General features: G+C 68.8%; 25 protein-coding genes. 16 read left to right on the forward strand and 9 right to left on the reverse strand.

Translation table 11 applies throughout. The annotated features are described in order from the left end of the window. The first annotated feature begins 76 nt into the window (after positions 1 to 76). The 5 genes from AC3ARF_RS03805 (at position 77) to AC3ARF_RS03825 (ending at position 4570) form a co-directional block, all read left to right on the forward strand. A complete protein-coding gene (locus AC3ARF_RS03805) occupies positions 77 to 1072 on the forward strand; it encodes an SPOR domain-containing protein (protein ID WP_498930417.1) in 996 nt (331 codons plus the stop codon). Between the two features lie 36 nt (positions 1073 to 1108). Next, positions 1109 to 1672, forward strand: a complete 564-nt coding sequence (locus tag AC3ARF_RS03810; protein ID WP_498930418.1) for a CvpA family protein — start codon at positions 1109 to 1111, stop codon at positions 1670 to 1672. A 36-nt stretch (positions 1673 to 1708) separates the two neighbouring features. Next, on the forward strand, positions 1709 to 3178 hold the full coding sequence (gene purF / locus AC3ARF_RS03815; protein WP_498930420.1) for an amidophosphoribosyltransferase: 1470 nt from the start codon (positions 1709 to 1711) through the stop codon (positions 3176 to 3178). Beyond that, entirely contained in the window at positions 3175 to 3975 is an 801-nt protein-coding gene (locus tag AC3ARF_RS03820; RefSeq protein WP_498930422.1) for a ferritin-like domain-containing protein, read from the forward strand. Before purF ends, AC3ARF_RS03820 begins: the two co-directional genes overlap by 4 nt. 88 nt (positions 3976 to 4063) lie before the next feature. Continuing rightward, positions 4064 to 4570 (forward strand): COG3650 family protein, encoded by a 507-nt coding sequence (locus AC3ARF_RS03825; protein ID WP_498930424.1) that lies wholly within the window; start codon positions 4064 to 4066, stop codon positions 4568 to 4570. A 48-nt stretch (positions 4571 to 4618) separates the two neighbouring features. On the opposite strand, the gene lpxH is transcribed toward AC3ARF_RS03825, so the two are convergent. Then, positions 4619 to 5347: a UDP-2,3-diacylglucosamine diphosphatase gene (gene lpxH / locus AC3ARF_RS03830; RefSeq protein ID WP_498930426.1), complete on the reverse strand. Its 729-nt coding sequence runs from the start codon at positions 5345 to 5347 to the stop codon at positions 4619 to 4621. 116 nt (positions 5348 to 5463) lie between these two features. On the opposite strand from lpxH, the gene gltX reads away from it, so the two are divergent. Beyond that, a complete protein-coding gene (gene gltX / locus AC3ARF_RS03835; RefSeq protein WP_498930428.1) occupies positions 5464 to 6870 on the forward strand; it encodes a glutamate--tRNA ligase in 1407 nt (468 codons plus the stop codon). Between the two features lie 9 nt (positions 6871 to 6879). Then, positions 6880 to 7377 carry a transcriptional repressor gene (locus tag AC3ARF_RS03840; protein ID WP_498930429.1) on the forward strand — a complete coding sequence of 166 codons (498 nt, stop codon included), beginning with the start codon at positions 6880 to 6882 and terminating at the stop codon, positions 7375 to 7377. Positions 7378 to 7457: 80 nt separating this feature from the next. On the opposite strand, the gene AC3ARF_RS03845 is transcribed toward AC3ARF_RS03840, so the two are convergent. Continuing rightward, positions 7458 to 8012 (reverse strand): DUF1003 domain-containing protein, encoded by a 555-nt coding sequence (locus AC3ARF_RS03845; protein ID WP_498930431.1) that lies wholly within the window; start codon positions 8010 to 8012, stop codon positions 7458 to 7460. Positions 8013 to 8130: 118 nt separating this feature from the next. Then, positions 8131 to 10311, reverse strand: coding sequence for a TonB-dependent receptor (locus AC3ARF_RS03850; RefSeq protein WP_498930433.1), 2181 nt, complete (start codon positions 10309 to 10311; stop codon positions 8131 to 8133). 84 nt (positions 10312 to 10395) lie between these two features. Here AC3ARF_RS03850 and AC3ARF_RS03855 point away from each other — a divergent pair, with 84 nt between their 5' ends. After that, positions 10396 to 10806 (forward strand): MerC domain-containing protein, encoded by a 411-nt coding sequence (locus tag AC3ARF_RS03855; RefSeq protein WP_498930435.1) that lies wholly within the window; start codon positions 10396 to 10398, stop codon positions 10804 to 10806. 143 nt (positions 10807 to 10949) lie between these two features. Further along, a complete protein-coding gene (locus AC3ARF_RS03860; protein ID WP_036137733.1) occupies positions 10950 to 11141 on the forward strand; it encodes a 30S ribosomal protein THX in 192 nt (63 codons plus the stop codon). A 65-nt stretch (positions 11142 to 11206) separates the two neighbouring features. Here AC3ARF_RS03860 and hutI read toward each other — a convergent pair whose 3' ends face one another. The 3 genes from hutI to AC3ARF_RS03875 are packed head-to-tail and all read right to left on the reverse strand — an operon-like array spanning position 11207 to position 14529. Then, positions 11207 to 12436 carry an imidazolonepropionase gene (gene hutI, locus AC3ARF_RS03865; RefSeq protein ID WP_498930437.1) on the reverse strand — a complete coding sequence of 410 codons (1230 nt, stop codon included), beginning with the start codon at positions 12434 to 12436 and terminating at the stop codon, positions 11207 to 11209. A gap of 9 nt (positions 12437 to 12445) precedes the next feature. Continuing rightward, complete coding sequence (locus AC3ARF_RS03870; protein ID WP_498930439.1) at positions 12446 to 12952, reverse strand: methylated-DNA--[protein]-cysteine S-methyltransferase; 507 nt, start codon at positions 12950 to 12952, stop codon at positions 12446 to 12448. After that, positions 12949 to 14529, reverse strand: coding sequence for an AlkA N-terminal domain-containing protein (locus tag AC3ARF_RS03875; protein WP_498930441.1), 1581 nt, complete (start codon positions 14527 to 14529; stop codon positions 12949 to 12951). Before AC3ARF_RS03875 ends, AC3ARF_RS03870 begins: the two co-directional genes overlap by 4 nt. Positions 14530 to 14656: 127 nt before the next feature. On the opposite strand from AC3ARF_RS03875, the gene AC3ARF_RS03880 reads away from it, so the two are divergent. Continuing rightward, entirely contained in the window at positions 14657 to 16015 is a 1359-nt protein-coding gene (locus AC3ARF_RS03880; protein ID WP_498930443.1) for a formimidoylglutamate deiminase, read from the forward strand. An 8-nt stretch (positions 16016 to 16023) separates the two neighbouring features. Here the strand turns inward: AC3ARF_RS03880 and AC3ARF_RS03885 are convergent, their stop codons facing one another. Continuing rightward, complete coding sequence (locus AC3ARF_RS03885; RefSeq protein ID WP_498930444.1) at positions 16024 to 17304, reverse strand: alkaline phosphatase family protein; 1281 nt, start codon at positions 17302 to 17304, stop codon at positions 16024 to 16026. Positions 17305 to 17532: 228 nt separating this feature from the next. Between AC3ARF_RS03885 and AC3ARF_RS03890 the strand changes: the two genes are divergently transcribed. After that, positions 17533 to 17835 (forward strand): hypothetical protein, encoded by a 303-nt coding sequence (locus AC3ARF_RS03890; protein ID WP_498930446.1) that lies wholly within the window; start codon positions 17533 to 17535, stop codon positions 17833 to 17835. 6 nt (positions 17836 to 17841) lie between these two features. Here the strand turns inward: AC3ARF_RS03890 and AC3ARF_RS03895 are convergent, their stop codons facing one another. Further along, positions 17842 to 18426: a TetR/AcrR family transcriptional regulator gene (locus tag AC3ARF_RS03895; protein WP_498930448.1), complete on the reverse strand. Its 585-nt coding sequence runs from the start codon at positions 18424 to 18426 to the stop codon at positions 17842 to 17844. Positions 18427 to 18609: 183 nt separating this feature from the next. Between AC3ARF_RS03895 and hutU the strand changes: the two genes are divergently transcribed. The 5 genes from hutU (at position 18610) to AC3ARF_RS03920 (ending at position 23727) form a co-directional block, all read left to right on the forward strand. Next, positions 18610 to 20274, forward strand: coding sequence for a urocanate hydratase (gene hutU, locus AC3ARF_RS03900; RefSeq protein WP_498930450.1), 1665 nt, complete (start codon positions 18610 to 18612; stop codon positions 20272 to 20274). A 104-nt stretch (positions 20275 to 20378) separates the two neighbouring features. Further along, positions 20379 to 21119 carry an energy transducer TonB gene (locus tag AC3ARF_RS03905; protein WP_498930452.1) on the forward strand — a complete coding sequence of 247 codons (741 nt, stop codon included), beginning with the start codon at positions 20379 to 20381 and terminating at the stop codon, positions 21117 to 21119. A gap of 27 nt (positions 21120 to 21146) precedes the next feature. After that, positions 21147 to 22124, forward strand: coding sequence for a hypothetical protein (locus tag AC3ARF_RS03910; RefSeq protein ID WP_498930454.1), 978 nt, complete (start codon positions 21147 to 21149; stop codon positions 22122 to 22124). A 39-nt stretch (positions 22125 to 22163) separates the two neighbouring features. Then, a complete protein-coding gene (locus tag AC3ARF_RS03915; RefSeq protein ID WP_498930456.1) occupies positions 22164 to 22958 on the forward strand; it encodes an MOSC domain-containing protein in 795 nt (264 codons plus the stop codon). A gap of 91 nt (positions 22959 to 23049) precedes the next feature. Then, on the forward strand, positions 23050 to 23727 hold the full coding sequence (locus AC3ARF_RS03920) for a GNAT family N-acetyltransferase (RefSeq protein ID WP_498930457.1): 678 nt from the start codon (positions 23050 to 23052) through the stop codon (positions 23725 to 23727). A 45-nt stretch (positions 23728 to 23772) separates the two neighbouring features. On the opposite strand, the gene AC3ARF_RS03925 is transcribed toward AC3ARF_RS03920, so the two are convergent. After that, a complete protein-coding gene (locus tag AC3ARF_RS03925; RefSeq protein ID WP_498930459.1) occupies positions 23773 to 24195 on the reverse strand; it encodes a CBS domain-containing protein in 423 nt (140 codons plus the stop codon). Between the last annotated feature and the right edge of the window lie 20 nt (positions 24196 to 24215).

Genomic DNA, 24215 nt, shown 5'->3' on the forward strand with positions numbered 1-24215 from the left:
CACCCGGCGGGCCGGCCCGCGGTCTGCTCCCGGGTATAATTCGCCCGGCATTTCCGCCCGTGGCGTGCGAGATCCGATGGAACCTGCCCTGAAACAGCGACTGATCGGCGCGGCGGTGCTCGTCGCCCTCGCGGTAATCTTCCTGCCGATGCTGATCAAGGGGCCCGCGCCGGAAAGTGGCGTCTCGGACGTTCCGCTGACCCTGCCGGATACGCCGGAAGGCGATTACGAAACCCGGGAGCTGCCGCTGGTCACGCCGGGCGCAACCCCGTCGGGAGGGGCCTTGGGCATGGAAGGCGCCCCGGACAAGCTGCCCACCGTCGATGCGGACGCCGCCATCGCGCCACCGGCCGAGGGCGGGATGATGCCCGCGCCGACCGCCGGCGGCAGCCATGCCGTGACCTTTGGCAGCTACGCCACCGCTGCCGACGCCGAGCGCGTGGTGGGGGCCCTGACCGCTTCCCAGTTGCCCGGCTACCAGGAACCGGTGAAGACCGCCAGCGGCCGCACCCTGTACCGCGTGCTGATCGGACCCTATTCCACCCAGGCCATCGCCGAGTCCGCGCGCCTGCGCGCCGCGCACGTGCGCGACGACGTCGATTCGAAGGTGATCGTGCTGGATGCCGAGGCTGACACAGGCACGCCGGCCACCGCGTCGGTGTCGCAGCCGGCCCCGCTGGCGTCGGCGTCCGTCTCCAAGCCCGTCGCACTGGCCGAGGCCAAGCCTGCGGCGAGCGCGCGTCTCCCGGAGGCCGCGCCCAAGCCTGCGGCGACGACGGCCAAGCCCACCGCTGCGACGCCCGTGGCGGTGCCGACGCCCAAGCCGGCCGCTTCCAATGTTGGCTTCGCCGTGCAGCTGGGCGCGTTCAGCAATGCCGAGGAAGCGACGCGCCTGCGCGACCGCGCGCGTGCCGCCGGCTTCAGCGCCTTCGTAGAATCCGTGCGGACCGACAAGGGCACGCTCAGCCGCGTGCGCGTGGGTCCGGTCGCCGACCGTGCCGACGCCGACCGTCTGCGGGCGCAGGTGGCGGCGAAACTGGGCGTGAGCGGCATCGTCCGCCCGCATCCCTGACGTCGCGTTACTGCTGCTTTCGAGGCACGCGACCGGATGGGTGCAGTTGACTGGGTATTGCTGGCCATCATCGGTGCGTCGGCCCTGCTGGGCGTGATGCGCGGGTTTGTCGGCGTGGTGGTGTCGCTGCTGGCGTGGCTGCTGGGCGGCTGGGTGGCATTCCGCTACGGCGGTGACGTTGCGCTGCTGCTCGCCTCCGACGGTGAGCGGGGCGCGACCGAGTTGTTCGCCGGCCACGCGCTGGCCTTCATCGCGGTAATGGTGGTGGTGGGCGTGGTGGGCTGGGTGGTGCGCAAACTGGTGCAGTCGGCCGGCCTGGGTGGCATGGACCGGACGCTGGGCCTGGCATTGGGCGTGGTGCGCGGCGGTTTCATCGCCTGCGCGCTGGTGCTGGTGCTGGCGCTGACCTCGCTACCGCGCGAACCGCAATGGCGCGCCTCACCAGTGGTGCCGGTGCTGGTGCCCGGCGCGCAGTGGCTACAGGGCTGGCTACCCGACTGGGTGGCGGCGCAGGTGGATTTCAATGGCGAAGTCGGTGCGATGGCACCGGATTCGCAGGACAAGGCGGCGGCATTGCCGGCGCCCGCAATCGGCGGCTGAGTCCGCACTCATTCCAGATCAGCAGGATTACTTCCCATGTGCGGCATCATCGGTATCGTCGGCCAGAACGACGTCGCGGCCCAGCTCTATGACGGACTGACGGTGCTGCAGCACCGCGGCCAGGATGCGGCCGGCATTGCCACCGCGGACGGCCGCAAGCTGCGCGTGCACAAGGGCAATGGTCTGGTCAGCGATGTATTCAACGAGAACGCCATGGGCCTGCTGCAGGGGCACATGGGCATCGGCCACTGCCGCTATCCCACCGCGGGCAGCGAAGGCTCGGACGAGGCGCAGCCGTTCTACGTGAACTCGCCGTTCGGCATCGCCCTGGCGCACAACGGCAACCTGATCAACACCGACAAACTGCGTCGCGAGGTCTTCGAAGAGGACCGCCGCAACGTCAACACCGAGTCCGACTCGGAGGTGCTGCTCAACGTCTTCGCCCACGAACTGGACGGACAGAACGCGCTGACGCCCGAGGCCGCATTCAAGGCGGTGGAAGGCGTGACCCGGCGCTGCGTGGGCGGTTATGCGGTGGTGCTGACGGTGCTGGGCCTTGGCCTGGTGGCGTTCCGCGACCCCAACGGCATCCGCCCGCTGGTGCTGGGCAAGCGCGTGGTCAACGGTCGCGACGAGTACGCGGTTGCCTCCGAGTCGGTGGCGCTGGACCTGATCGGCTTCGAGCGCATGCGCGACGTGCGCCCGGGCGAGGGCGTGGTGATCACCACCGACGGCCAGCTGCATACCCGTCAGTGCGTGGAGCCGGGCAAGTTTGCGCCGTGCATCTTCGAATACGTGTACTTCGCGCGCCCGGACTCGATGATGGACGACGTGTCGGTGCACAAGGCGCGCATGCGCATGGGCCAGGCACTCGGCGAGAAGATCCTTCGGCTGATGCCCGACCACGACATCGACACAGTGATCCCGATTCCGGACACCTCGCGCGATGCCGCGCTGGAGATCGCCAACGTGATCGGCGTGAAGTACCGCGAGGGCTTCATCAAGAACCGCTACGTGGGCCGCACCTTCATCATGCCGGGGCAGGGCCAGCGCGCGAAGTCGGTGCGCCGCAAGCTCAACCCGATCCCGCTGGAGTTCCGCAACCGCGTGGTGCTGCTGGTGGACGATTCGATCGTGCGCGGCACCACGTCGCAGCAGATCGTGCAGATGGCGCGCGACGCGGGTGCGCGCAAGGTGTACCTGGCCTCGGCCGCGCCGCCGGTGCGCTATCCCAACATCTACGGCATCGACATGCCGTCGGCCGAGGAACTGGTGGCGCACAACCGCACCGAGGAAGAGGTGCAGAAGCTGCTGGGCTGCGACTGGCTGATCTACCAGGACCTGGATGCGCTGGAGGCCTCGGTGTCGGGGCCGAAGCACCGGATCGAGAGTTTTGACTCGTCCTGCTTCAACGGTGAGTACGTGACCGGGATCGAGGAAGGGTATTTCGAGCGCATCAAGCAGATGCGGTCGGATGAGGCGAAGAAGGTTCGGCGCTCGGCTTGAATCTGTTTGACGCCGCACGCGCATGCCTGGACGCCGCCTCTCCCGGGGAGAAGGTGGCGGCCACGTTTGCGGCGGCCGGGGCGTTCGATCGCGGTGAGTTGGCGATTCCGGACGTTGCACCTGCACCGGAGCCGATCCGCATGCCGGGGCGGCCGGAGCGGCCGTTGCTGGTGCATCTGCGCGATCTGCCGAAGCGTGGGCTGGGCACGCCGGAGGGGCGGGCGGCGTTCGTGCATGCCATCGCGCATATCGAGTTCAACGCCATCGACCTGGCGTGGGATGCGGTGTACCGCTTCCGTGGCTTGCCACGGGAGTTCTACGCCGATTGGGTAGGGGTGGCACGCGACGAGGCGCGGCACTTCGAACTGTTGCGCGCGCGGCTGCAGCAGCTGGGCCACGACTACGGCGACTTCGACGCCCACAACGGTTTGTGGGAAATGGCGGAAAAAACCGCACACGATGGGCTGGCGCGAATGGCGCTGGTGCCGCGCGTGCTGGAGGCGCGCGGGCTGGACGTGACGCCGGGAATGATCGTGAAACTCCGGTCGATGGGTGACGACGCGACGGTGGCCATCCTTGAAGTGATCCTGCGTGAGGAAGTGGGCCATGTCGCCGCGGGTTCGCGCTGGTTCCGCTGGTATTGCGAGCGCACCGGCGTGGAGCCGCGCAGCACGTTCCGGGCGTTGCTGGGCGAATACGCGCGCGCGGTGCTGCATGGGCCGTTCAACATCGAGGCGCGCAGCGCTGCGGGTTTTGACGAGGACGAGCTGGCCGCACTAAGCCAGTACGCCGGCTGACGTCGCGGGCACGTCGGCGATCCGTGCATTGGGGATCCGCCGCCGACGGGCATAAGATGCGGCATCGCCCCAACGCAGGAGCACGCTCATGTCACGTCAATCTGCTTTGACCACGGTGTGCGTGGCCTGCGCCGCGTTGCTGATTGCAGGGTGCCAGCGCCCGCCCTCCGGAACGCAAGACAAAGCCGCCGTTCCGGCGGGCGCTGCCGCAAGTACTGAGGCCGCCAGGCAAACCCAGCCCGTTCCCGAGGTGGTGCCGCAGGGTGCCGCCGGCCCCATGGTCACGCCGGGCACGGGCGAGGCGATCGCCACGTTCACCGCGCGCGGCAATGAGCCGTTCTGGTCGGTGCAGGTCGAAGGCGGTTCATTGACGTATGCCACGCCGGAACTGCAACCCGGTAGGGTGATGCAGGCGCAGCGCACGGCGCATGCGAAGGGCGTGTACTTCACCGGTCATGACGAGGGACGGGCCTTCACCCTGGATATCCAGGGCGTGCCGTGCCAGGACACGATGTCCGGCGAGCCGTTCGAGTTCACCGCCACGTTCAAGTACGGCGAACAGACGCTTACCGGCTGCGCGCGCCGGGGTCTCTGAATCCCGCTGGCATAGGGCCGCGATTCCAACGGGCGGCCAAGCGCAGGATCAGCCCAGCGCCGCCAGATCCATCCCGCCGGCATCCACCCGCAGCACCGAGCCCTGGTCGTACCAGTCGCCCAGCACGATGCGACGACAGGCCCGTCCGCCGACGTCGAGGGCATGGACGGCTGGGCGGTGGGTGTGGCCATGGATCAACGTCTCCACCCCGTAGCGCGCCAGCGTGCCATCCACCGTGGCCGGCGCCACGTCGGTGATCGTCTCCATCTGCCCCTGCATGCCGGCCTGGTGGGCCTTGCTCGCGGCACGAGCCTGCTGCGCGAATGCGAGGCGCGCCGCCAGCGGCTGGGAAAGGAACTGCCGCTGCCAGTCGGGATTGCGGGTCTGTGCGCGGAACGCCTGGTAGGCCGTGTCATCGGAGCACAGCAGGTCCCCGTGCATCAGTAGCGTCGGCTTGCCGTACAGCACCACCACCGCCGGGTCGGGCAGCAGCGTCATCCCGGCGCGGCGTGCATAGTCCGCGCCCAGCAGGAAATCACGGTTGCCGCGCATGAAGTAGACCGGCACGCCGGCATCGCGCACCGCGCGCGTCCCCTCTGCCACCGCGGCACCGACCTCGGACGGATCGTCATCGCCCACCCAGGCCTCGAACAGGTCGCCCAGGATGTACAGCGCGTCGGCCCGCACTGCCTCCTCGCGCAGGAAGCGCAGGAACAGCTCGGTGACGGCCGGACGCTCGGCGTCCAGGTGCAGGTCGGATATGAACAAGGTCGTCATTCGCCAATTGTAAAAGCTGCCACCAGCCGCGTCTTGCGCGAAGCTCGTCATTCTGATCAAAGAACGCATCGGGAACGTCCGGTAAAATGCCCACTTTCCGCCCGAGCCACCCCCGCATGACTTGCCGCACCCGCTTCGCCCCCAGCCCCACCGGATACCTGCACATCGGCGGCGCGCGCACCGCGCTGTACTGCTGGCTGGAAGCGCGCCGCCGCGGCGGCCAGTTCATCCTGCGCATCGAGGACACCGACCGCGAGCGCAGCACCCAGGAGGCCATCGACGCCATCCTGCTGGCGATGGATTGGCTGGGCCTGGACTACGACGAAGGCCCGATCTACCAGACCCACCGCATCTCGCGTTACAAGGAAGTGGCCGAGCAGCTGATCGCCGACGGCAAGGCCTACTACGCCTACGAGTCCAAGGACGAACTGGACGCGATGCGCGAGGCCGCAATGGCCAAGGGCGACAAGCCCCGTTACAACGGCGCCTACCGCGAGCAGAATGCGCCGTACCGCGACGACCCGAACCGCGTCATCCGCTTCAAGAATCCGCTCGATGGCGTGGTGGCATGGGACGACAAGGTGAAGGGTCGCATCGAGATCGCCAACAGCGAACTCGACGACCTGGTGATCTTCCGCCCGGACGGCTACCCGACCTACAACTTCGCCGTCGTCGTGGACGATCTCGACATGCAGATCACCGACGTCGTGCGTGGCGACGACCACATCAACAACACCCCGCGCCAGATCAACCTGTACGAAGCGCTGGGTGCACCAGTGCCGCATTTCGCGCACCTGCCGATGATCCTGGACCCGGAAGGCGCCAAGCTGTCCAAGCGCACCGGTGCTGCTGACGTCATGCAATACCGCGACATGGGTTACCTGCCGCATGCGCTGCTCAACTACCTGGTGCGGTTGGGCTGGTCGCATGGCGATCAGGAAGTCTTCTCCATCGAGGAGATGACCCGCCTGTTCGACCTGAAGGACGTCAACTCGAAGGCGTCGCGCCTGGACCCGGCCAAACTGGGCTGGCTCAACCAGCAGTACCTCAAGGCCGACGAACCCGGCGCCGTGGCCAAGCACCTGGAATGGCACCTCAAGGCGCAGGGCTATGACCTCGCGCATGGCCCCCAGCCGGCCGACATCGTCGTCGCGCTGCGTGACCGCGTGCAGACGCTGAAGGACATGGCCGAGCGCGCCGCGGTGTGGTTCCAGCCGCTGACCGAGTACGACGAGGCAGCCGTGGCCAAGCACCTCACCGCCGCCGCACAGGCGCCCCTGGCCGATGCGCGTACGCGCCTGGCCGCGCTGTCGGCGTGGACCGCCGAGGCGGTGTCCGCCGCGCTGCACGAAACCGCGGAAGCTTGCGGGCTGGGCATGGGCAAGGTGGCGCAGCCGATGCGCGTGGCCATCACCGGCACCCAGGTCAGCCCGGACATCTCGCACACCGTGTACCTGGCGGGCCAGGCCGAGGCGGTGAAGCGCATCGATGCCGCGCTTGCAAAGCTGCCGGCGAGCGCCTAAATCAAGGGCATGAGCCACGCCCACGCCTGCACCGACCCGAAACACCACGTCCACGACGGCAATGCCTTCGTGGCCGAGGTGGAACGGGCGTGCGGGGCGCGCGGGCTGCGGCTCACGCCGCTGCGGGCCAGCGCACTACGCCTGATTGCCGACTCTGGTCGGCCGATGAAGGCGTACGACCTGCTCGACCTGATGAAGCAGACCCACGACGCGGCGGCGCCGCCGACGGTGTACCGCGCGCTCGACTTCCTCCTCGAACACGGCTTCATCCACAAGCTCGCCTCGATCAACGCCTTCGTCGCCTGCCACCATCCGGGGGCGCCCGCGCACGCGGTGCCGTTCCTGATCTGCGACCAGTGCCAGAGCGCGACGGAACTGGAGGACGAGCGCATCGTGCAGACGCTCGATACCCGGGCGCGGGCATTGGGTTTCACACCACGCAGCCAGACGCTGGAAGTGCATGGCACGTGCGCCCAGTGCGCCGCCGCCAGCAAGCCCACCGACTGATCCACGACGTATGCGTGGCGGTCGCGGGACGGCGGGGTTTGCCAGCGGTGCGTCCGCCGCGATCGTGCCGGCGCGCCGCGCTAGCCGCGCGTTTCGCGCTCCTGCAGCAACCGTTCTATCAGCGCCAGCTGGCGTTGTTGCTCAGCCATCATTGCCGCCAGTTGCTCATCGCGCATTCGATCCAGCTTCTCGTGGAGCGACATGATTTCCAGCTCCGCCTTCAGGTTGACCTCGTAGTCATGCGCGGCGGTGACGCGGTCTTTTTCTGCCTGCCGGTTCTGCGACATCATGATGACCGGCGCCTGCACTGCCGCCAGCATCGAGAGGATCAGGTTGAGGAAGATGAAGGGGTAGGGGTCGAACGGGTGGCGCAGCAGCACCACCGTATTCATCACCACCCAAGCCACCAGCACCAGCATGAACAGGATGATGAAACCCCACGAGCCGCCGAACTTCGCGATCCGGTCGGCAAGCCGTTGGCCGAAGGTCAGCTTCTGTTCGTAGTCGGCATGCGGGTCGCGGGACAGGGGCGGGCGACGGGAGAGTCGCTCAAGCACTCCGCGCTCGATGGCAGTGAGGTCGTGGCGGCCGTGCTCGAGTAACGATTGCGCAAGTCGACGGATCTGGTCGCTCATGGCCGGGTCCTTCTGCAGGTTGACCCCAGTCTAGAACGCAAGGACCCTCGTGTGCCTCCGGTCCTCCAACCCTTGCCCGGGACCAGCACGAGGTCCCCGGGCGAGAGCGGTGGCGTCGTCAGAAGAACGCCCGTACGCCCACCACCACCCCGCGGCCCGGCAGCGGTGCCATTTCCTTCAGGAACGAGGTGTGTGGACGGGCTTCCTCGTCGAGAAGGTTGCTGCCGTCGATGAAAAGTTCCAGCCCGTTGCCGGCCGCGGTGTCCAGGTGCCACGCCACATGTGCATCGACCAGCGTGTAGCCGTCGGTGGGCAGCTCATGCGCGGCCACGCGATCCTGTTTGGCGTAGCGCACCGCGCCCAGTGATGCGCGCCACTGGCCCAACTCCCAGCGCAATTCGGCGCCCACACGCGACGGAGCAATGCGGGGCAGGTTGCCCTCGTGCGGCAGTTCAGCCACCAACTCTTCGATTTCACCTTCGTGTGCCAGGGTGAAAGCCACCGCGCCGGTGCCGTCGCCGGCCAGCTTGGCGCGGACCACGTCGCCGAACATGCGCAGGTCCCACTGCCCGCTGGCGTTGTCGGCAAACGCCCAGCTCACTTCGGCTTCGGCGCCGTTGAAACGGGCATCGCCCTGCGTCCACAGGCGAACCGGAACGTCGTGCTCCACCAGACCCGTGTCCGCGAGGTAGATGTAGTCGTCGAAGCGCACGTGGTACACCGAGGCGCTGGCCTTGAACGGGCCCTGGTGCCAGTGGATGCCCAGTTCCGCGCGGTTGGCGGTTTCCACGTCCAGCGTCGGCGAGCCCGTCTCGAGGCTGGCGGTGGCCACGTGCAGGCCGTTGGAGTAGAGCTCCTCGGCACTGGGCGCGCGCTGCGCGCGATCGAGGCCGAACATCACGTGGATCGGGTCGATGGGTTCCCACTTGAGGCCAGCGGACAGGCTGGTGGTGTCGAACTCCCGGTCAGGGCCGATCGCCACGGCATCGTCCACGTCCACGCGGCTGCGGTCGTGGCGGGCGCCGACTTCCAGCTTGAGCGGGCCGACGTCGCGCTGGCCAATCCAGAACAGGCCGGCATCGCGCGAGGTGGAGCCCGGCACGAACGCTTCATCGCCGACCGCGACAAACTCGCGCTGCGCCCATTGCAGGCCCAAGGCACCGTTCCAGCCGGCGAGCGGCTGGTGGACCAGCTCGAAGCGGGCCTCGGTGCTGTCGTTGTCGAAGACGGTACCGACCGCCTCGCCTTCGAATTCGGTGTGGGTGTATTCGGTGCGGGCCACCTTGGCGCGCAGCGACTGGAACACGCCGACCTCATTCAGGCCGGCGCGCAACTCGGTGCGGCGCTGGTCCATGTTGATCGACACGCCATCGCCGTGGGCGTCGGGCTCCTCCTCCCCGACGGGCGCTTCTTCTTCATGGCCGTGGCCGCCGCCCGGAATGCCGTACCGGGAGTTGAACAGGCTGTAGCCCACGCCCACGAAGCCACGATCGCCCACCCACGACATGCCCAGCGCACCACTGTCGGTGCGCACGAAGCTGTTGGGCATCGTTCCCTCTTCGCTGGGATCCGGCACTTCGCCGTGTTCGGCCATCAGCCGGGCGCTTTCCGCGTGGCCGGGAATGTCGTAATCGCCGGTCTCGCGGTGCAGTGCATCGAAGTGGAAGACCAGGTGGCCGGAGGCGGAGGTGCCGTCCAGGCGCACCATGCCAGTCTTCTCATCGTTGACGCTGCCGGTGCGGAATTCGGCGCGACCCTGCAGCGGCTGCGCGGTGGCGGCCACGGGGACGCGGCCGTCGATCACGTTGACCGCCCCGCCGATCGCGCCGCTGCCGTACAACAGGGTGGCGGGGCCCTTGAGTACTTCGATCTGGTCAGCCAGGAACGGCTCAATGCTGACCGCGTGGTCCACGCTGACCGTGGACACGTCGCCGCTGCCCAGGCCGTCACTGACCACCTGCACGCGCGCGCCATCGAAGCCGCGGATGATCGGGCGGCCCACGCCAGGACCGAAGTAGGACGACTGCACGCCCGGCAGCTTGTTGACGGTTTCGCCCAGCGAGTTGGCCTTGGCTTCGTCCAGCTTCTCCCCCGTCAGCACCTCGACCGGGCGGGTGAGGTCCTCGGCGGTGCCGGCCAGCGGGTTGGCCTTCACCACCACCGCGTCCAGGTCGACGGCGTCGTGTTCATGCTCGTGCTCAGCCTGGGTTTGCGGCGGCTGGGCGGCGTTGACCGCTGGCAGGGCCAGGGCGAGGGCGATGGCCAGCGGCAGGCGGGCGGGCAAGCGAAGGCGGTTCATGCGGGCGGTAGCGTTCCATGTGACCAGATGGCCAGAATGTTATAGTATTGCAATTGTGGATTCACCCTCCCGGAAGTCACGGACATGCCCGTTCACCCCACTCGACGTCTGCTGGACCGCCTCGGCGCCATGGGTTCGCTGGTGTGCGCGGCGCACTGTGCGCTGATTCCGGTGGTCATCGCCCTGCTGCCGTCGATGGGTCTGGCCAGCCTCAACAGCGACGCCTTCGAGATGGCGTTCGTGGTGTTTGCCACGCTGCTGGGGCTTTTCAGCATCGTCTGGGGCTACCGCCGGCACCACGCCATCCGTGCGATCTCGTTGCTGGCGCCTGGGCTGGTCGTACTATGGACAGGCGTGCTGTACGCCCCGTTGCATCATTCGCTGGTGCCACATGCGGTGGCGATGACGCTGGGCGGCACGCTGGTGGGGCTGGCGCACCTGGCCAACCTGCGGCTGAACCACGGGCACGTGCACGACGCCCAGTGCGCGCATTGAGGCGGCCAATGGCCCGCTTGTGCTAGGCTTTGCGGCCTCGCGCGCGACCGCCGCGATCCCGATTCGGTGCCGGTGACCGGGCAGGACGTCCGGGCGCGGCATCTATTTCCATTGTTTATCTGTACTAGTTCAGGAGCACGACCATGGGTAAGGGCGACCGCAAGACCGCCAAGGGCAAGCGCTACAACTCCAGCTACGGCAACGCCCGTGCGGCCAAGGCCGTGACCAAGGCGACCGGCAGCGCCGCTTCGCCGGTCGCGAAGAAGGCGACCAAGACCGTGGCCAAGGCTCCGGCCAAGAAGGTCGTGGCCAAGAAGGCTGCCTCCAAGGAGTAAGCGCCTCGCGGCGTAACGAAAAGCCCCGCCATGCGGGGCTTTTTTGTGGGCGGCTTCTGGAGGCCTCAGGTGACGCGCCGGCCCCCCGCGTACACGGCTGCCGCGAGGCGGCCACCCAGCCAGTAGCACAGCTCGGCCGGATGCCCCACCTGCCACTGCGCGAAGTCAGCGCGCGCGCCCACGCGCAACACCCCGCGGTTGGCCAAGCCCATCGCTTGTGCGGCGTGCACGGTGGCGCCGCGCAGGGCCTCCTCCGGCGTAAGGCGGAAGTGCGTGCAGGCGAGTTGCATGGCCTGGCGCATCGACAGCAGCGGTGAAGTGCCCGGGTTGCAATCGGTGGCCACGGCCATCGGCACGCCGTGGGCGCGGAATGCCTCCAACGGCGGCAGCTTCGTCTCGCGCAGCACGTGGAAGGCGCCAGGCAACAACACCGCGACGGTGCCGTGCGCCGCCATCGCGCGCACTGAGTCCTCGCTGGTGTGCTCCACGTGGTCGGCCGAGAGCCCGGAGAACTCCGCGGCCAACGCGGCGCCGCCCAGGTCGCTCAACTGGTCGGCATGCAGCTTGACCGGCAGGCCCAGCGCGCGCGCCGCCTCGAACATGCGTCGGGTCTGCGCCGGGGTGAAGCCGATGCCCTCGCAGAAGGCGTCGACCGCATCGACCAGGCCTTCGGCATGCAGGCGCGGCAGCCAGTCGCAGGCGGCATCGATGTAGTCATCGGCACGGCCCTGGTATTCCGGGGGCAGTGCGTGCGCGGCGAGGTAGGTGGTGCGCACGGTGACGCCCAGCGCCTCGCCCACGCGGTGGGCCACGCGCAGCATCTTGCGCTCGTTGTCGAAGTCCAGGCCGTAGCCGGACTTGATCTCGAGCGTGGTGGCGCCATCGGCCAGCAGCGCGCCGGCGCGGGGCAGCGACTGCCGCAGCAGTTCGTCCTCGCTGGCCTCCCGCGTGGCGCGCACGGTGGACAGGATGCCGCCGCCGGCGCGGGCAATGGCCTCATAGCTGGCGCCCTGCAGGCGCAATTCAAACTCGCGCGCGCGGTCGCCCGCGAACACCAGGTGGGTGTGGCAGTCGACCAGGCCGGGCGTGATCCAGCCACGGGCCTCGATCACCTCACGGGCAAGGCGTTCCGGGCGGTCGGGCAACGCGCCGCGCGGGCCGACGAAGGTGAGCACGCCATCGCGCCAGCCCAGTGCACCGTCGGTGATTTCGCCGTAGCCGGCATCGCTGTCCAGCGTGGCAAGCGCGGCGCCCAGGATCAGGCCATCCCAGGAAGGCATCGGGGTATCGGTCATCCGCGCATTCTAAGCGGCCGGCGCGAACAGGTCCTCGCGCGGCAGCGCGCCTTCCAGTTGCAGCAGGAAGCGCTTGGTCGGCAGCCCGCCGCCAAAGCCGGTGAGGCTGCCGTCCGCGCCGATCACCCGGTGGCAGGGCAGCACGATCGGCAGCGGATTGCGGCCGTTGGCCGCGCCCACCGCCCGCATCGCGGTCGGCTTGCCCACGCGGCTGGCCAGTTGTGCGTAGCTGATCGTCTCGCCGAAGGGGATGGTCGCCAGCGTCGTCCACACGTCGCACTGGAACGCGGTGCCGCGTGGCGCCAACGGCAGGTCGAAGACGCGGCGCGCGCCCGCGAAGTATTCGGCGAGCTGGCGGGCGGTCTCGCGCAGGATCGGGTGGTCCCCTTCCTGCCAGTCCGCGCCACGGCGCACGCGATGCCGCGACTCGTGGAACTCGATGGCGTGCAGGCCGCCGTCGTCCGCAGCGAGCAGGAGCGGGCCGACGGGGCTGTCGATGGTGTCGTATCGGATCATGACTTGGCTCCGGTCGGAGAGATGCGTGCGGCAGGGGCGGTGGGTGCGTGGCGGGGGGAGCGGCTGGGCTGAACAGGTCTGCGCGCGTCCGCCTTCAGGGCCGCGTCGCGCCACAGGTGGATCACGGCGTAGGCGCGCCAAGGCCGCCACTGTTCGGCAAGGGCGGCCAACGCCTTGCCGGTGACCGTGTCGCCTTCGCCGCCTGCCTGCTGGCGCAACACCAGGTCGTCGGTCGGGAACGCGTCGGGATGGCCCAGTGCGCGCATGGCGATGTAGTGCGCCGTCCACGGGCCGATCCCGGGCAGTGCCACCCAGCGAGCGACGAAGTCTTCCAGGGTGCGTTCGGCACGGAAGTCGGCGCGGCCATCGAGCAGCGCCCGGGCCACGCCGCGCACGGTGTCGGCGCGACTGCGGGTGAGTCCGATGCTGGCCAGATCCGCATCGGCCAGCGCCTCCGGTGTCGGGAACTGGCCATCCAGTCCTTCGCCCAAAGGCGTGGGCAACGGTTGGCCGTAGCGGTGGGCCAGCCGGGTGGCCAGCGTGCGAGCGGCGGCCACGCTGACCTGTTGGCCGAGGATGGCGCGCACCGCGATTTCGAAGCCGTCCCAGCCGCTGGGCAGCCGCAGGCCCGGCTGTTGGGCCAGCAACGGACGCAGGCGGGGACTGGTGCCGAGTGCGTCGGCGATTGCGCGTGGGTCGGCGTCGACGTCGAACATGCGACGGATGCGGTTGACCGTGTCCAGCAGCGCGGCCGCCGGAACGCCGTGCAGTTCCAGCTTGAGCGCGTGCTCGTCCCCCGGCCATGCACCCACGCGCACCCACCCCGGCGCCGCGCCGGTGGCGACCACGCGCGAGTACGCATGCGCATCGACGTACTCCACCCCCGGCAAGGCACGCCCCCGAAGGAAGTCGAGCATCGCGCCGAAGTCGTATGGGGGGCGGTAACCCAGTCGCAGTGTCAGTGTGTCTTCAGCGCGCGCGACGGGGCGCTTGCGCAGGTCGCGCGGGGCCATGCGGTACGCCTCGCGGAACGTGGTGTTGAAGCGGCGCAGGCTGCCGAATCCTGCGGCCATGGCCACGTCGGTGATCGGCAGGTCGGTTTCGGTCAGCAGCTGCTTGGCGAACAGCAGCCGGCGCGTGCCGTGCACGCCGATGGGCGCCGCGCCCAGGCGCTCGACGAACAGCCGCCGCAGTTGCCGCTCGCCCAGGTTGACCCGTTCGGCCAGTACCGCCAGCGGCTGTTCCACCAGCGCGCCCTCATCGATCAGTTTGAGCGCGCGTGCGACGACCGCATCACCGCGCCGCCAGGTGCCGTCTCCCGGCGACAGCTCCGGCCGGCAGCGCAGGCAGGGGCGGTAACCTGCGGCCTCGGCCGCGGCGGCGCTGGGGTAGTAGCTGACGTTCTCGCGCTTCGGCGCAGGCGCCGGGCACACCGGCCGGCAGTAGATGCCCGTGCTGGACACGGCGGTGAAGAACAAGCCGTCAAAGCGCGCATCGCGGCTCAGTCGCGCCTGCTCGCAGACCTGTGGCGAGGGGAGGGCGGAACCGGCTGCGGCAACGGGCGGGGCGTGGGACATGCATGCAGGCTAGCACCGGGCGAGGTCACCGACTCGCCGGATTCGGACATCAATGCTCGCCGGAGTTTCGGCTGCCCGCTGGCAACAGGCGTCGCCAAGCAAGGTCGCAGCGGCGACAATCCGCACCATGCAGATGATTCCCAAAGCAAAGGTATGGACGGCGGCAGGTTGGAGCGCGCCGCGGGCATTGGCGGCGGAAACGGGTGGGCGCCTGCGCCCGGCATTGGCCGGTGCTGCGGGGGATGGCCGGGCACCCGCGACAAGGGTCGTCCCCGGCATTGCCAACCTCCACTCGCACGCCTTCCAGCGCGCGATGGCGGGAATGGCGGAGCGCCAGACCGATCCGGCCGATTCGTTCTGGACCTGGCGCGAGACCATGTACCGCTTCGCCGCGCGCTTCACCCCCGAGCGCCTGCATTCCGTGGCCGCGCAGCTGTACGCCGAGATGCTGGAGGCTGGCTACACCACCGCCTGCGAATTCCACTACCTGCACCACGCGCCGGATGGCCAGCCCTATGCCGATCCTGCCGCGATGTCGCGTGCGCTGGTCGCCGCCGCGCGCGAGACCGGCATCCGGCTGACGTTGCTGCCGGTGCTGTACATGACGGGGGGGTTCGATGCACGTCCGTTGTCCGAGCGGCAGCGCCGCTTCGGCCACGACGTGGAGGCGTACCTGCGCCTGCTGGACATCCTGCGCGCGGACGAAAGCGATACGCTGCGCGTGGGGTGCGCCCTGCACAGCCTGCGCGCGGTGCAACCTGACGCCATGCGCGAGGTGCTGGCCGCGTTGCCGCGCGACAGCCGCATCCATATCCACATCGCCGAGCAGACCGTCGAAGTGGACGAATGCATGGCCGTGCGTGGCGCCCGCCCGGTTCGCTGGCTGCTGGACCATGCGACGGTCGACTCCCGTTGGACGCTGGTGCACGCCACCCACCTGGATGCCGGGGAAGTGCAGGACGTGGCGCGCAGCGGCGCCACGGTGGCCATCTGCACCACCACCGAGGGCAACCTCGGCGACGGCCTGTTCCCCCTGCGCGATTACCTGGATGCCGGCGGTCGCTGGGGCGTCGGTTCGGATTCGCACGTCTCGGTGTCGCCGGTGGAAGAACTGCGCTGGCTGGAATACGGCCAGCGCCTTGTGACCCGCCGCCGCAACATCGCGGTGGGAGCCGCTTCGACCAGCGTCGGCGAGACCCTGATGCATGGCGTAATGGCCAGCGCAACCGACGCCACCGGACACGCCGTGGGCCTGCTGGACGACGACCGCCTTGCCGACCTGCTGGTGCTGGACACCGATGCCCCGGCATTCGCGGGTGCCACCGATGGCGACGCCATCGACCGCTGGCTGTTCAGCGGCAATCGCAACCTGGTGCGTGAGACTTGGGTGGGTGGGCGCCGCGTGGTGGCCGACGGGCGCCACGTGCAGCGCGACGCCATCGAAGCGCGCTACCGGGCGACGATGGCGGAACTGCTGGCCGACTGAGCGGCGGGTTATTCCGTTACCAGCACCGCGTTGAAGGTGTCCGCGCGGCCCTCGTGGTGCGCCGGGGGAATGCCCAGCAGCCGCGCCAGCAGCGGGTACACGTCCACGTTCTCCACCGGCCTAAGCACGCGGCCCCGGGCGAACGCCGGGCCACGCGCCACGAACACGGCGCGCATCGAAGGCAGGGCGGGGTCGAAACCGTGGGCGCCACGCGTGCCCATCTGCCTGCGCTTCACGGCCAGCGCGCGCGGCTGCGCCGCCCAACCCTCGTCCATCTGGCACACGATCGACGGCACGCGCGGGTGCCGGCCGTAGTGCCAACGCGCGGGCAGTGCCTGCTTGCGCCAGCATTCGTAGTGCGGGTGCCGCCCCAGCAATTGGGCCTCGGCGGCCTCGCGCCGTCCGGGCAGCGGTTCGAAGCCCACGGACTCGCCGGAAGCCACCAGGCGCGCGTCGTCGGGCCCGACCATGGATTCGGCGTCGAGGAGCTGGCTGGGCGGCAGCGGCGCCATGCCGTGGTCTGAAACCACCACTACGTTGACCCGGTCGAGCAGGCCGCGGTCAGCGAGCCCCTCGCGCAGGCGACCCAGTGCCGCGTCGATGTCACGCAGCGCCTGACGCGCCTCCGGCGAGTCCGGTCCATGATCGTGGCCGGCCTTGTCCAACCGGTCGAAGTACAACGTGGCCAGATGCGGGCGCGTGGTCGCGGGTTCGGACAGCCACCCCAGCACCGTGTCCACGCGGGCTTCGTTGGTCACGGCGGCGTCATAAGGCTGCCAGCGGCCCGGGCGGACGCCCTGGATCGGCGCCTCGCTGCCCGGCCAGAACATGGTGGCGGTGCGCAGCCCCGCCTTTTCCGCGCCCACCCAGATCGGCTCGCCCTGCCACCAGGCGGCGTTGCCGACGGCCTCTCGCCGCGACAGGGCGAAACCGCCCAGTTCGTCGTCCCACATGGTGTTGTGGACGATGCCGTGGCGGTCCGGCCGCAGCCCGGTAACCATCGTGTAGTGGTTGGGGAAGGTCAGCGACGGGTAGGACGGGGTCATCCACTGCGCGCGCACGCCTTCGGCAGCCCAGCGGGCCAGGTGCGGGGCGTAACCGCGGTCGAGGTAGTCCGCGCGGAAGCCGTCGATCGAGACCAGCAGCAGCGGTGCGGGCTCATTGCGCGCGGCCGTGGCGGCGGTCGGGTCACCAACGGTGGCGGAAGGCGCCCGCGCGGAGGTGGCACAGGCACTGACGCAGAGCGCGAGGACGGCCGCAAGGGCGGCAAAACGGGTGCGACAAGGCATGGGGCGATAGTAAGCCAGCCCTTTGTTGCAGCCGGCTGCCCCGCGCCCTTGGACTTTGGTCCAAGACCAGGGGGCCTTGATTCACCGCCCAGCCTGTCCCCGCGGCCCGGAGGGCTGACGGCTGCTTGAATGCCCATGCCGTCGGCACGTGCCGAGGTCCGCCGACAGGCGTATACCTAGATCGGAAGGGGCGGCGCGGACCGCCGACCCCACGTTGGAGGTGCCGCCATGAAACGCCTGTTGCTGACTGCCCTGCTGGCCGGTGTGGTTCCGGCCGCTTTTGCCCAGGCCACTCCCGCGGAGCCCGCCGCGGCAACTGCAACCCAGGTGGCCGACGCGACGCAGGAGCCCCTGTCCGACCGCTATTGCCTGCGTGAAACCGGCTCGCGGATCGTCGCTCGCCAGAATGCCAAGGGCCAGAAGCGCTGCAACGCCATGTCGGGCCGTGCCTACACCCGCGAGGACCTCGACCGCACCGGGCAGATCAACATCGCCGACGCGCTGCGCACGCTGGACCCGGCGGTGCACTGATCCCCGTCAGGGCTGCAGGCCACACAACAGTCGCTGCAGCGAGGCGTCGTAGAAGTCGCGGAACTCGCGTTCGCCCAGGCTGAATCGCCCGGCGCGAAACAGCGCCACCAGCCCGTGGGTGTGTGCCCACAGGGTCATTGCCACGTCCCATGCGTCGTCGCGGCGCAGCGCCCCGGCCTGCATCGCGTCTTCGACCGCGTCGGCCACCACGGTAAGCGTGGGCGAACGCCGTTCGCGGAAGTCCTCGGGGAAGCGCCGCGCCTGCCCGCGCTGGATGCCGAAGGCGTAGTCGAACAGGTGCGGGTGTGCCAGCGCGAAATCCAGATAGATGCGCTGCGTGGCCAGCACGCGTTGCAGCGCGTCGCCGCCTTGCGCCCGTGCCTGCCAGTGCCGCGTGATCTCCTCGAAGCTGTCGTCACAGATCCGCCACAGCAGTGCATCACGGCTTTCGAAGTGGCGGTAGATCGCCATCGGCGTCACGCCGGCCTTGGCCGCCACCCGACGCATGCTCACCGCCTCCGCGCCCTCGCGTTCGAACAAAGCGCGGGCGGCACGCAGCAGGCGGTCTGCGGTGGTCAGTGGGGCGGGCATGGAGGATCTGGCAGCGGCGACAAACCGACGTCGATTGTATACAGCGTAGACAATTCCGCGCCGTCCGGCGGAAAGACAGCCGATTCGTTGCCATAAGCGCGTTTGCGCGGTGCCATGCGCTGTCGCATTGGTGGGCTGGGGGCAATAATTCAGCCATCACCGCAGCCGCAGGAATGGCCCCCAATGTCCACCCGTCGCGATCCGTCCCGCACCATCCGCGCCCCGCGTGGCGCCGAGAAGTCCTGCAAGTCGTGGCTGAGCGAAGCCGCCTACCGCATGATCCAGAACAACCTCGACCCGGACGTGGCCGAGAACCCCGCCGAACTGGTGGTGTACGGCGGCATCGGCCGCGCCGCGCGCGACTGGGAAAGCTACGACGCCATCCTCAAGTCGCTGCGCGAACTGGAGGACAACGAGACCCTGCTGGTGCAGTCGGGCAAGCCGGTGGGCGTGTTCCCCACGCACCCGGACGCGCCGCGCGTGCTGATCGCCAACTCCAACCTGGTGCCGCACTGGGCCACCTGGGAGCACTTCAACGAGCTCGATAAGAAGGGCCTGATGATGTACGGCCAGATGACGGCCGGCTCGTGGATCTACATCGGCAGCCAGGGCATCGTGCAGGGCACCTACGAGACGTTCGTGGAGATGGGGCGCCAGCACTACGGCGGCGACCTCACCGGCAAGTGGATCCTGACCGCGGGCCTGGGCGGCATGGGCGGCGCGCAGCCGCTGGCCGCGACCATGGCCGGCGCGTGCATGCTGGCCATCGAATGCCGCCAGAGCAGCATCGACATGCGCCTGCGCACCCGGTACGTGGACGAGCAGGCCACCGACCTGGACGACGCGCTGGCGCGCATCGAGAAGTACACCGCCGCCGGCGAGGCCAAGTCGATCGCGCTGCTGGGCAATGCCGCCGAGATCCTGCCGGAGCTGGTGCGCCGCGGCGTGCGTCCGGATGCGGTCACCGACCAGACCAGTGCGCACGACCCGCTGCACGGCTACCTGCCGACCGGCTGGACGCTGGAGCAGTGGCTGGACAAGCAGAAGACCGAGCCGCAGGAAGTGGTCGAGGCCGCCAAGCACTCCATGCGGGTGCACGTGGAGGCGATGCTGCACTTCGAGGACATGGGCGTGCCCACCTTCGACTACGGCAACAACATCCGCCAGATGGCCTTCGACATGGGCTGCAAAGATGCGTTCGACTTCCCGGGTTTCGTGCCGGCGTACGTGCGTCCGCTGTTCTGCCGCGGCGTGGGTCCGTTCCGCTGGGTGGCGCTGAGCGGTGACCCGGAGGACATCGCCAAGACCGATGCCAAGGTGAAGGAGTTAATCCCCAACGACCCGCACCTGCACAAGTGGCTGGACATGGCGCGCGAGCGCATCAGCTTCCAGGGCCTGCCGGCGCGCATCTGCTGGGTCGGGCTGGGCGATCGTCACCGCCTGGGCCTGGCGTTCAACGAGATGGTGCGCAACGGTGAGCTCAAGGCGCCGGTGGTGATCGGCCGCGACCACCTCGACAGCGGCTCGGTGGCCTCGCCCAACCGCGAAACCGAATCGATGATGGACGGCTCCGACGCCGTGTCCGACTGGCCGCTGCTCAACGCCATGCTCAACGTGGCCGGTGGCGCGACGTGGGTGTCGCTGCACCACGGTGGCGGCGTGGGCATGGGCTACAGCCAGCACAGCGGCGTGGTGATCGTGTGCGATGGCAGCGAAGCCGCCGACAAGCGCCTCGCCCGCGTGCTGTGGAATGACCCTGGCACCGGCGTGATGCGCCATGCCGATGCGGGTTACGAGATCGCCAAGCAGTGCGCGAAGGAGCAGGGGCTGAAACTGCCGATGCTGTAAGCCGCGTGCGCCCCAGGTTGGCATGGTAGGTTTTGTCCCGACGCGCACCGCAGCGGCTGCGGTGCGCCGATGGATCGAGGCCTAGAGACGCCAAGGAGCAAGCCATGGGGAAGTGGGGATTGGGTTTTGCGTGTGCCACGGCTCTCGCCAGCATCCTGTTGCCGGTTGGTGCCCAGACGCCGCCGGTTGAAGCGGTTGCTCGCGAGGCCTGCCCGCCGCCGGTCAAGCATGCGCCGGTATATCCGATAGACATGATGCGCCGGGGCAAGGGCGGCACCGTGCTGCTTGCATTGGACATTGATGCCTGCGGCAAGGTGAAGCATGTCGTCGTCAAGCAGAGTAGCGGCCAGAAGCAATTGGATGACGCTGCGGTCACTGCCACGACGCAGTGGGTCCTGGACCCGGTGGCACGCGCGAAGGCCGTGGCGGGAACGGTCGAACTGCCGGTGTCGTTTGGCATGAGTCCCGATCAGGCCATCCCCTATGCCGAGCTGAGCTGGCCCAAGAGCCACAAACGCCCGCAGTACCGGCTGGAACCCATGCCAGAGTTCGGCTCAGCCGACGCTGCCGTCCAGGCGATCGGCGTCCCGATCAAGAAGGTCATCAAACCGCCGTATCCGGGCATCCAGAGCCAGTTCTTCCGCCACGGCGACGGTGCCGTTCCCGAGTACTGGTTGTTCCTGTACAAGGGACGCTCCCCCAACCTGGCGGCACGTTATCGTTTGACCTACGACGGGACCCAGCCCACGGTCGTGCTGTCCATTGCCTGCGACGACCAGCCCGAGGCGTGCGCCAATGCGTCGAATTTCCTGATGAAGGGCCTGCCCTTCGCGCGGGCCAAGTAGCGCGGTGCATGGAGGCAAGGGGTGCCGATGATCGTTCCGCAATACTGGGCCGAGGCCCGGTTGCAGCACCGCGCGCGCGGCAAGTCCGTCACGGTGCGTCGCTTTGGCTGGTCGGACGACAGCCTGCAGGCCGCGCAGGCGCATGCCGATGCGCGCGTGCGCGAGGCGATGGATCGCATCCTCGCCGGTGAGTCGCTGATCCGGCGCGAGCACCGGGTGGCATACAACGGGGCCGAGGGCCTGCCGATCCGCGAGGAGATCGTCGAGCGTCACGGCGAGGCCGTCATCACCCGCAACGGCTATGGCGCACTGTGCCTCAACTCCCCAGACGTCCTGTTCGCCGATATCGATTTCAGCGACGCGCCGCCCGCAGCATTGGTCAAGGGCACGCTTCTGGTGCTGGTGGCGACGGCCGTGACGCTGGGAGTTTGGCGGCAATCCTTCGCGGTAGGTCTGGTTGCCGGCGTGGCGGCACTGATCCTCGGCTATTCCCTGGCCAAGGCGATCCACCGCGCTCTCGTGGGCATGGCCGGTGGCCACGAGGCGCGCACACGCCGTCGCATTGCCACGTTCATTGCCCGCAATCCCACCTGGGGCCTGCGCACCTACCGCACCCCCGCGGGCATGCGGCTGTTGGCCACGCACGCTACCTTCGCCGCTGACGATGCCAGCGTCGGCGAGTGCTTCACCGCCCTGGGGGTTGACACCATCTACGCCCGGATGTGCCGGCTGCAGCATTGCTTCCGCGCGCGGCTCACGCCAAAACCGTGGCGGGTGGGCATGGGCCGGCACATCAAGCCGCGCTACGCCGTATGGGATGCCAGCCACGCCGAACTCGCGGAGCGCAGGCATTGGATCGACGATTACCAGTACGCGTCGCGCGGCCATGCAGCGTGCCGGTTCGTCGAGGTAGTGGGCAATCGGGCCATCCATCCGCAGGTGGCGCCTGTCGTTGAATTGCATGACGCGCTGTCCCGGGCCAACGAGCGCTTGCCGCTGGCTTGATAGCATGCGTGCTACCCCTGCACCCAGAATGGATTGCCCATGCAGCTGTCGGGTCTTTACCTCTATCCGGTCAAATCCGCCGCGCCGGTGGCCGTTGAACAGGCCGTGGTCGAGCCGCGCGGCCTGCAGTACGACCGCCGCTGGATGGTGGTGGACGAAGCCGGCAAGTTCCTGACCGGTCGGCAGTTGCCGCGGCTGACCCTGGTGCGCGCCACGCCCGACTCCAGCGGCCTGACGCTGGAGGCGCCCGGCATGCCACGGCTACGCGTAAACCTGGGCGAGGCCAGCGGCACGTTGCCGGTTACGGTGTGGAAAAGCGTGGTGGATGCGCATCTGTCCGGAACAGAGGCCGATGCCTGGCTCAGCACCTACCTGCAGCGCCCCGCGCGCCTGGTGTACATGGACGCCGACGTTCACCGGCCCGTGCAGTCGGCCCGCGCCCGGCCCGGCGACGAGGTCAGCTTTGCCGACGGCCATCCGGTGATGCTGATCACGCAGGCGGCCGTGGACGCATTGAACGGCCGCCTGGCCAAGCCGGTGTCGATGCTGCAGTTCAGGCCCAACCTGGTCGTCGACGGCGCGCTCGCGCATGCGGAGGACGACTGGACCCGTGTGCGTATCGGCGAAGTGGTCTTCGACGTGGCCAAGGCCTGCACCCGGTGCGTGTTCACCACCGTTGATCCCACGCGCGGCGAGCGCGACCCCGACGGCGAGCCGCTGCGCACGCTCACCCGCTACCGCCGCACCGAGGAAGGGGTCACCTTCGGCCAGCACCTGATCCCGCGTTCACCGGGGGTGGTGCGGGTGGGTGACGCCGTCGAGCCGCTTGCGTAGACGACGACGCGGGGCGAAGGTGGTCCATTAGCCGCAGGGCTGTACGAGGCGGCTCGTGCGTCGGCTACGCTTGTGCAAAAAGGCCGCGTCCATGGGCGATACCCCACTCGACAACCCGTTCTGGTCCTCCCTGCAGACCCGGCACGCGCACCTCGCGCTGCGCGCCGACGGTGTCGCGCGTTATCCGCTCGAGTACGCGCCGTTCCTGGGCGTGGCCCAAGACGGACTCGCCGTGGACGAAGCGTTGAGCACGCTGGTGGCCCCGGGCGAAAGCGTCTATCTGCTCGGCGTCACCCCGCAGGTGCCGGCGGGGTGGACGTTGGTGCCGTTGGGCCCGCTGGCCCAGATGGTGTGCGACGAACCGCTCGAGGTGGTCGACGGGCCGGAGATCGTTCCGCTCGACGAGACGCATCGCGCGGACGTCCTGGCGCTGACCGCACTGGTGTACCCGCACTTTTTCCGCGCGCGCACCATGGAGATGGGGCGCTACTTTGGCATCTACGACGGCCTGCGGCTGGCCGCGATCATCGGCGAGCGGCTGGGCACCGACCAGCATGTCGAGATGAGCGCGATCTGCACCCATCCCGACTATCTGGGGCGCGGACTGGCAAGCCGGCTGACAGCCTTCCTCACCAACGACACGCTGGCGCGCGGCGCCATGCCGTTCCTGCACGTCAGTCTGGCCAACACCCGGGCAAAGACGTTATACGAGCATCTGGGCTATCGTCTGCGCGCCGAGTTGCCGTTCTTCGGGCTGCGTCGTCCCTGACGCGGCGACGGGCCAGGCGACGCGCACCCGGTCCGCATCAAGAAATCAGTGCTTGGGCTCGGACACTTCCCTGACCACTTCCGCGGTGGCCGCGTCCTTGCCGTGCAGGGCGAGGTCCGCGATGGACAGCATGCCCGACAGGCGTCCATGACTGTCTACCACCGGCACCCGGCGGATCTTCGAGGCTTCCATCAGGCACACCGCATCCTTCAACGGGCTGTCCGAGCGCACCGTTTGCGCCGGGCTGCTCATCGCATCCGCTGCGCAGCCGTGCAACGTGTCGCGGCCGGAGGCCACCATGCGCACGGTGATGTCGCGGTCGGTGATCACGCCCAACGGCGCGCCTGCTTCATCGACCACCGGGATCTGGCCGCAGTCATGCTGCACCATCATCTGCGCCACGTCGCGCAGCGGGGTCTTGGGCGTGCAGCAGGCGGGGTTGGCGGTCATGACCGATTGGACGTTCATCGTGGGCTCCTTGGGGGAAG

The organism is Lysobacter sp. KACC 24251 (genome assembly GCF_057747755.1).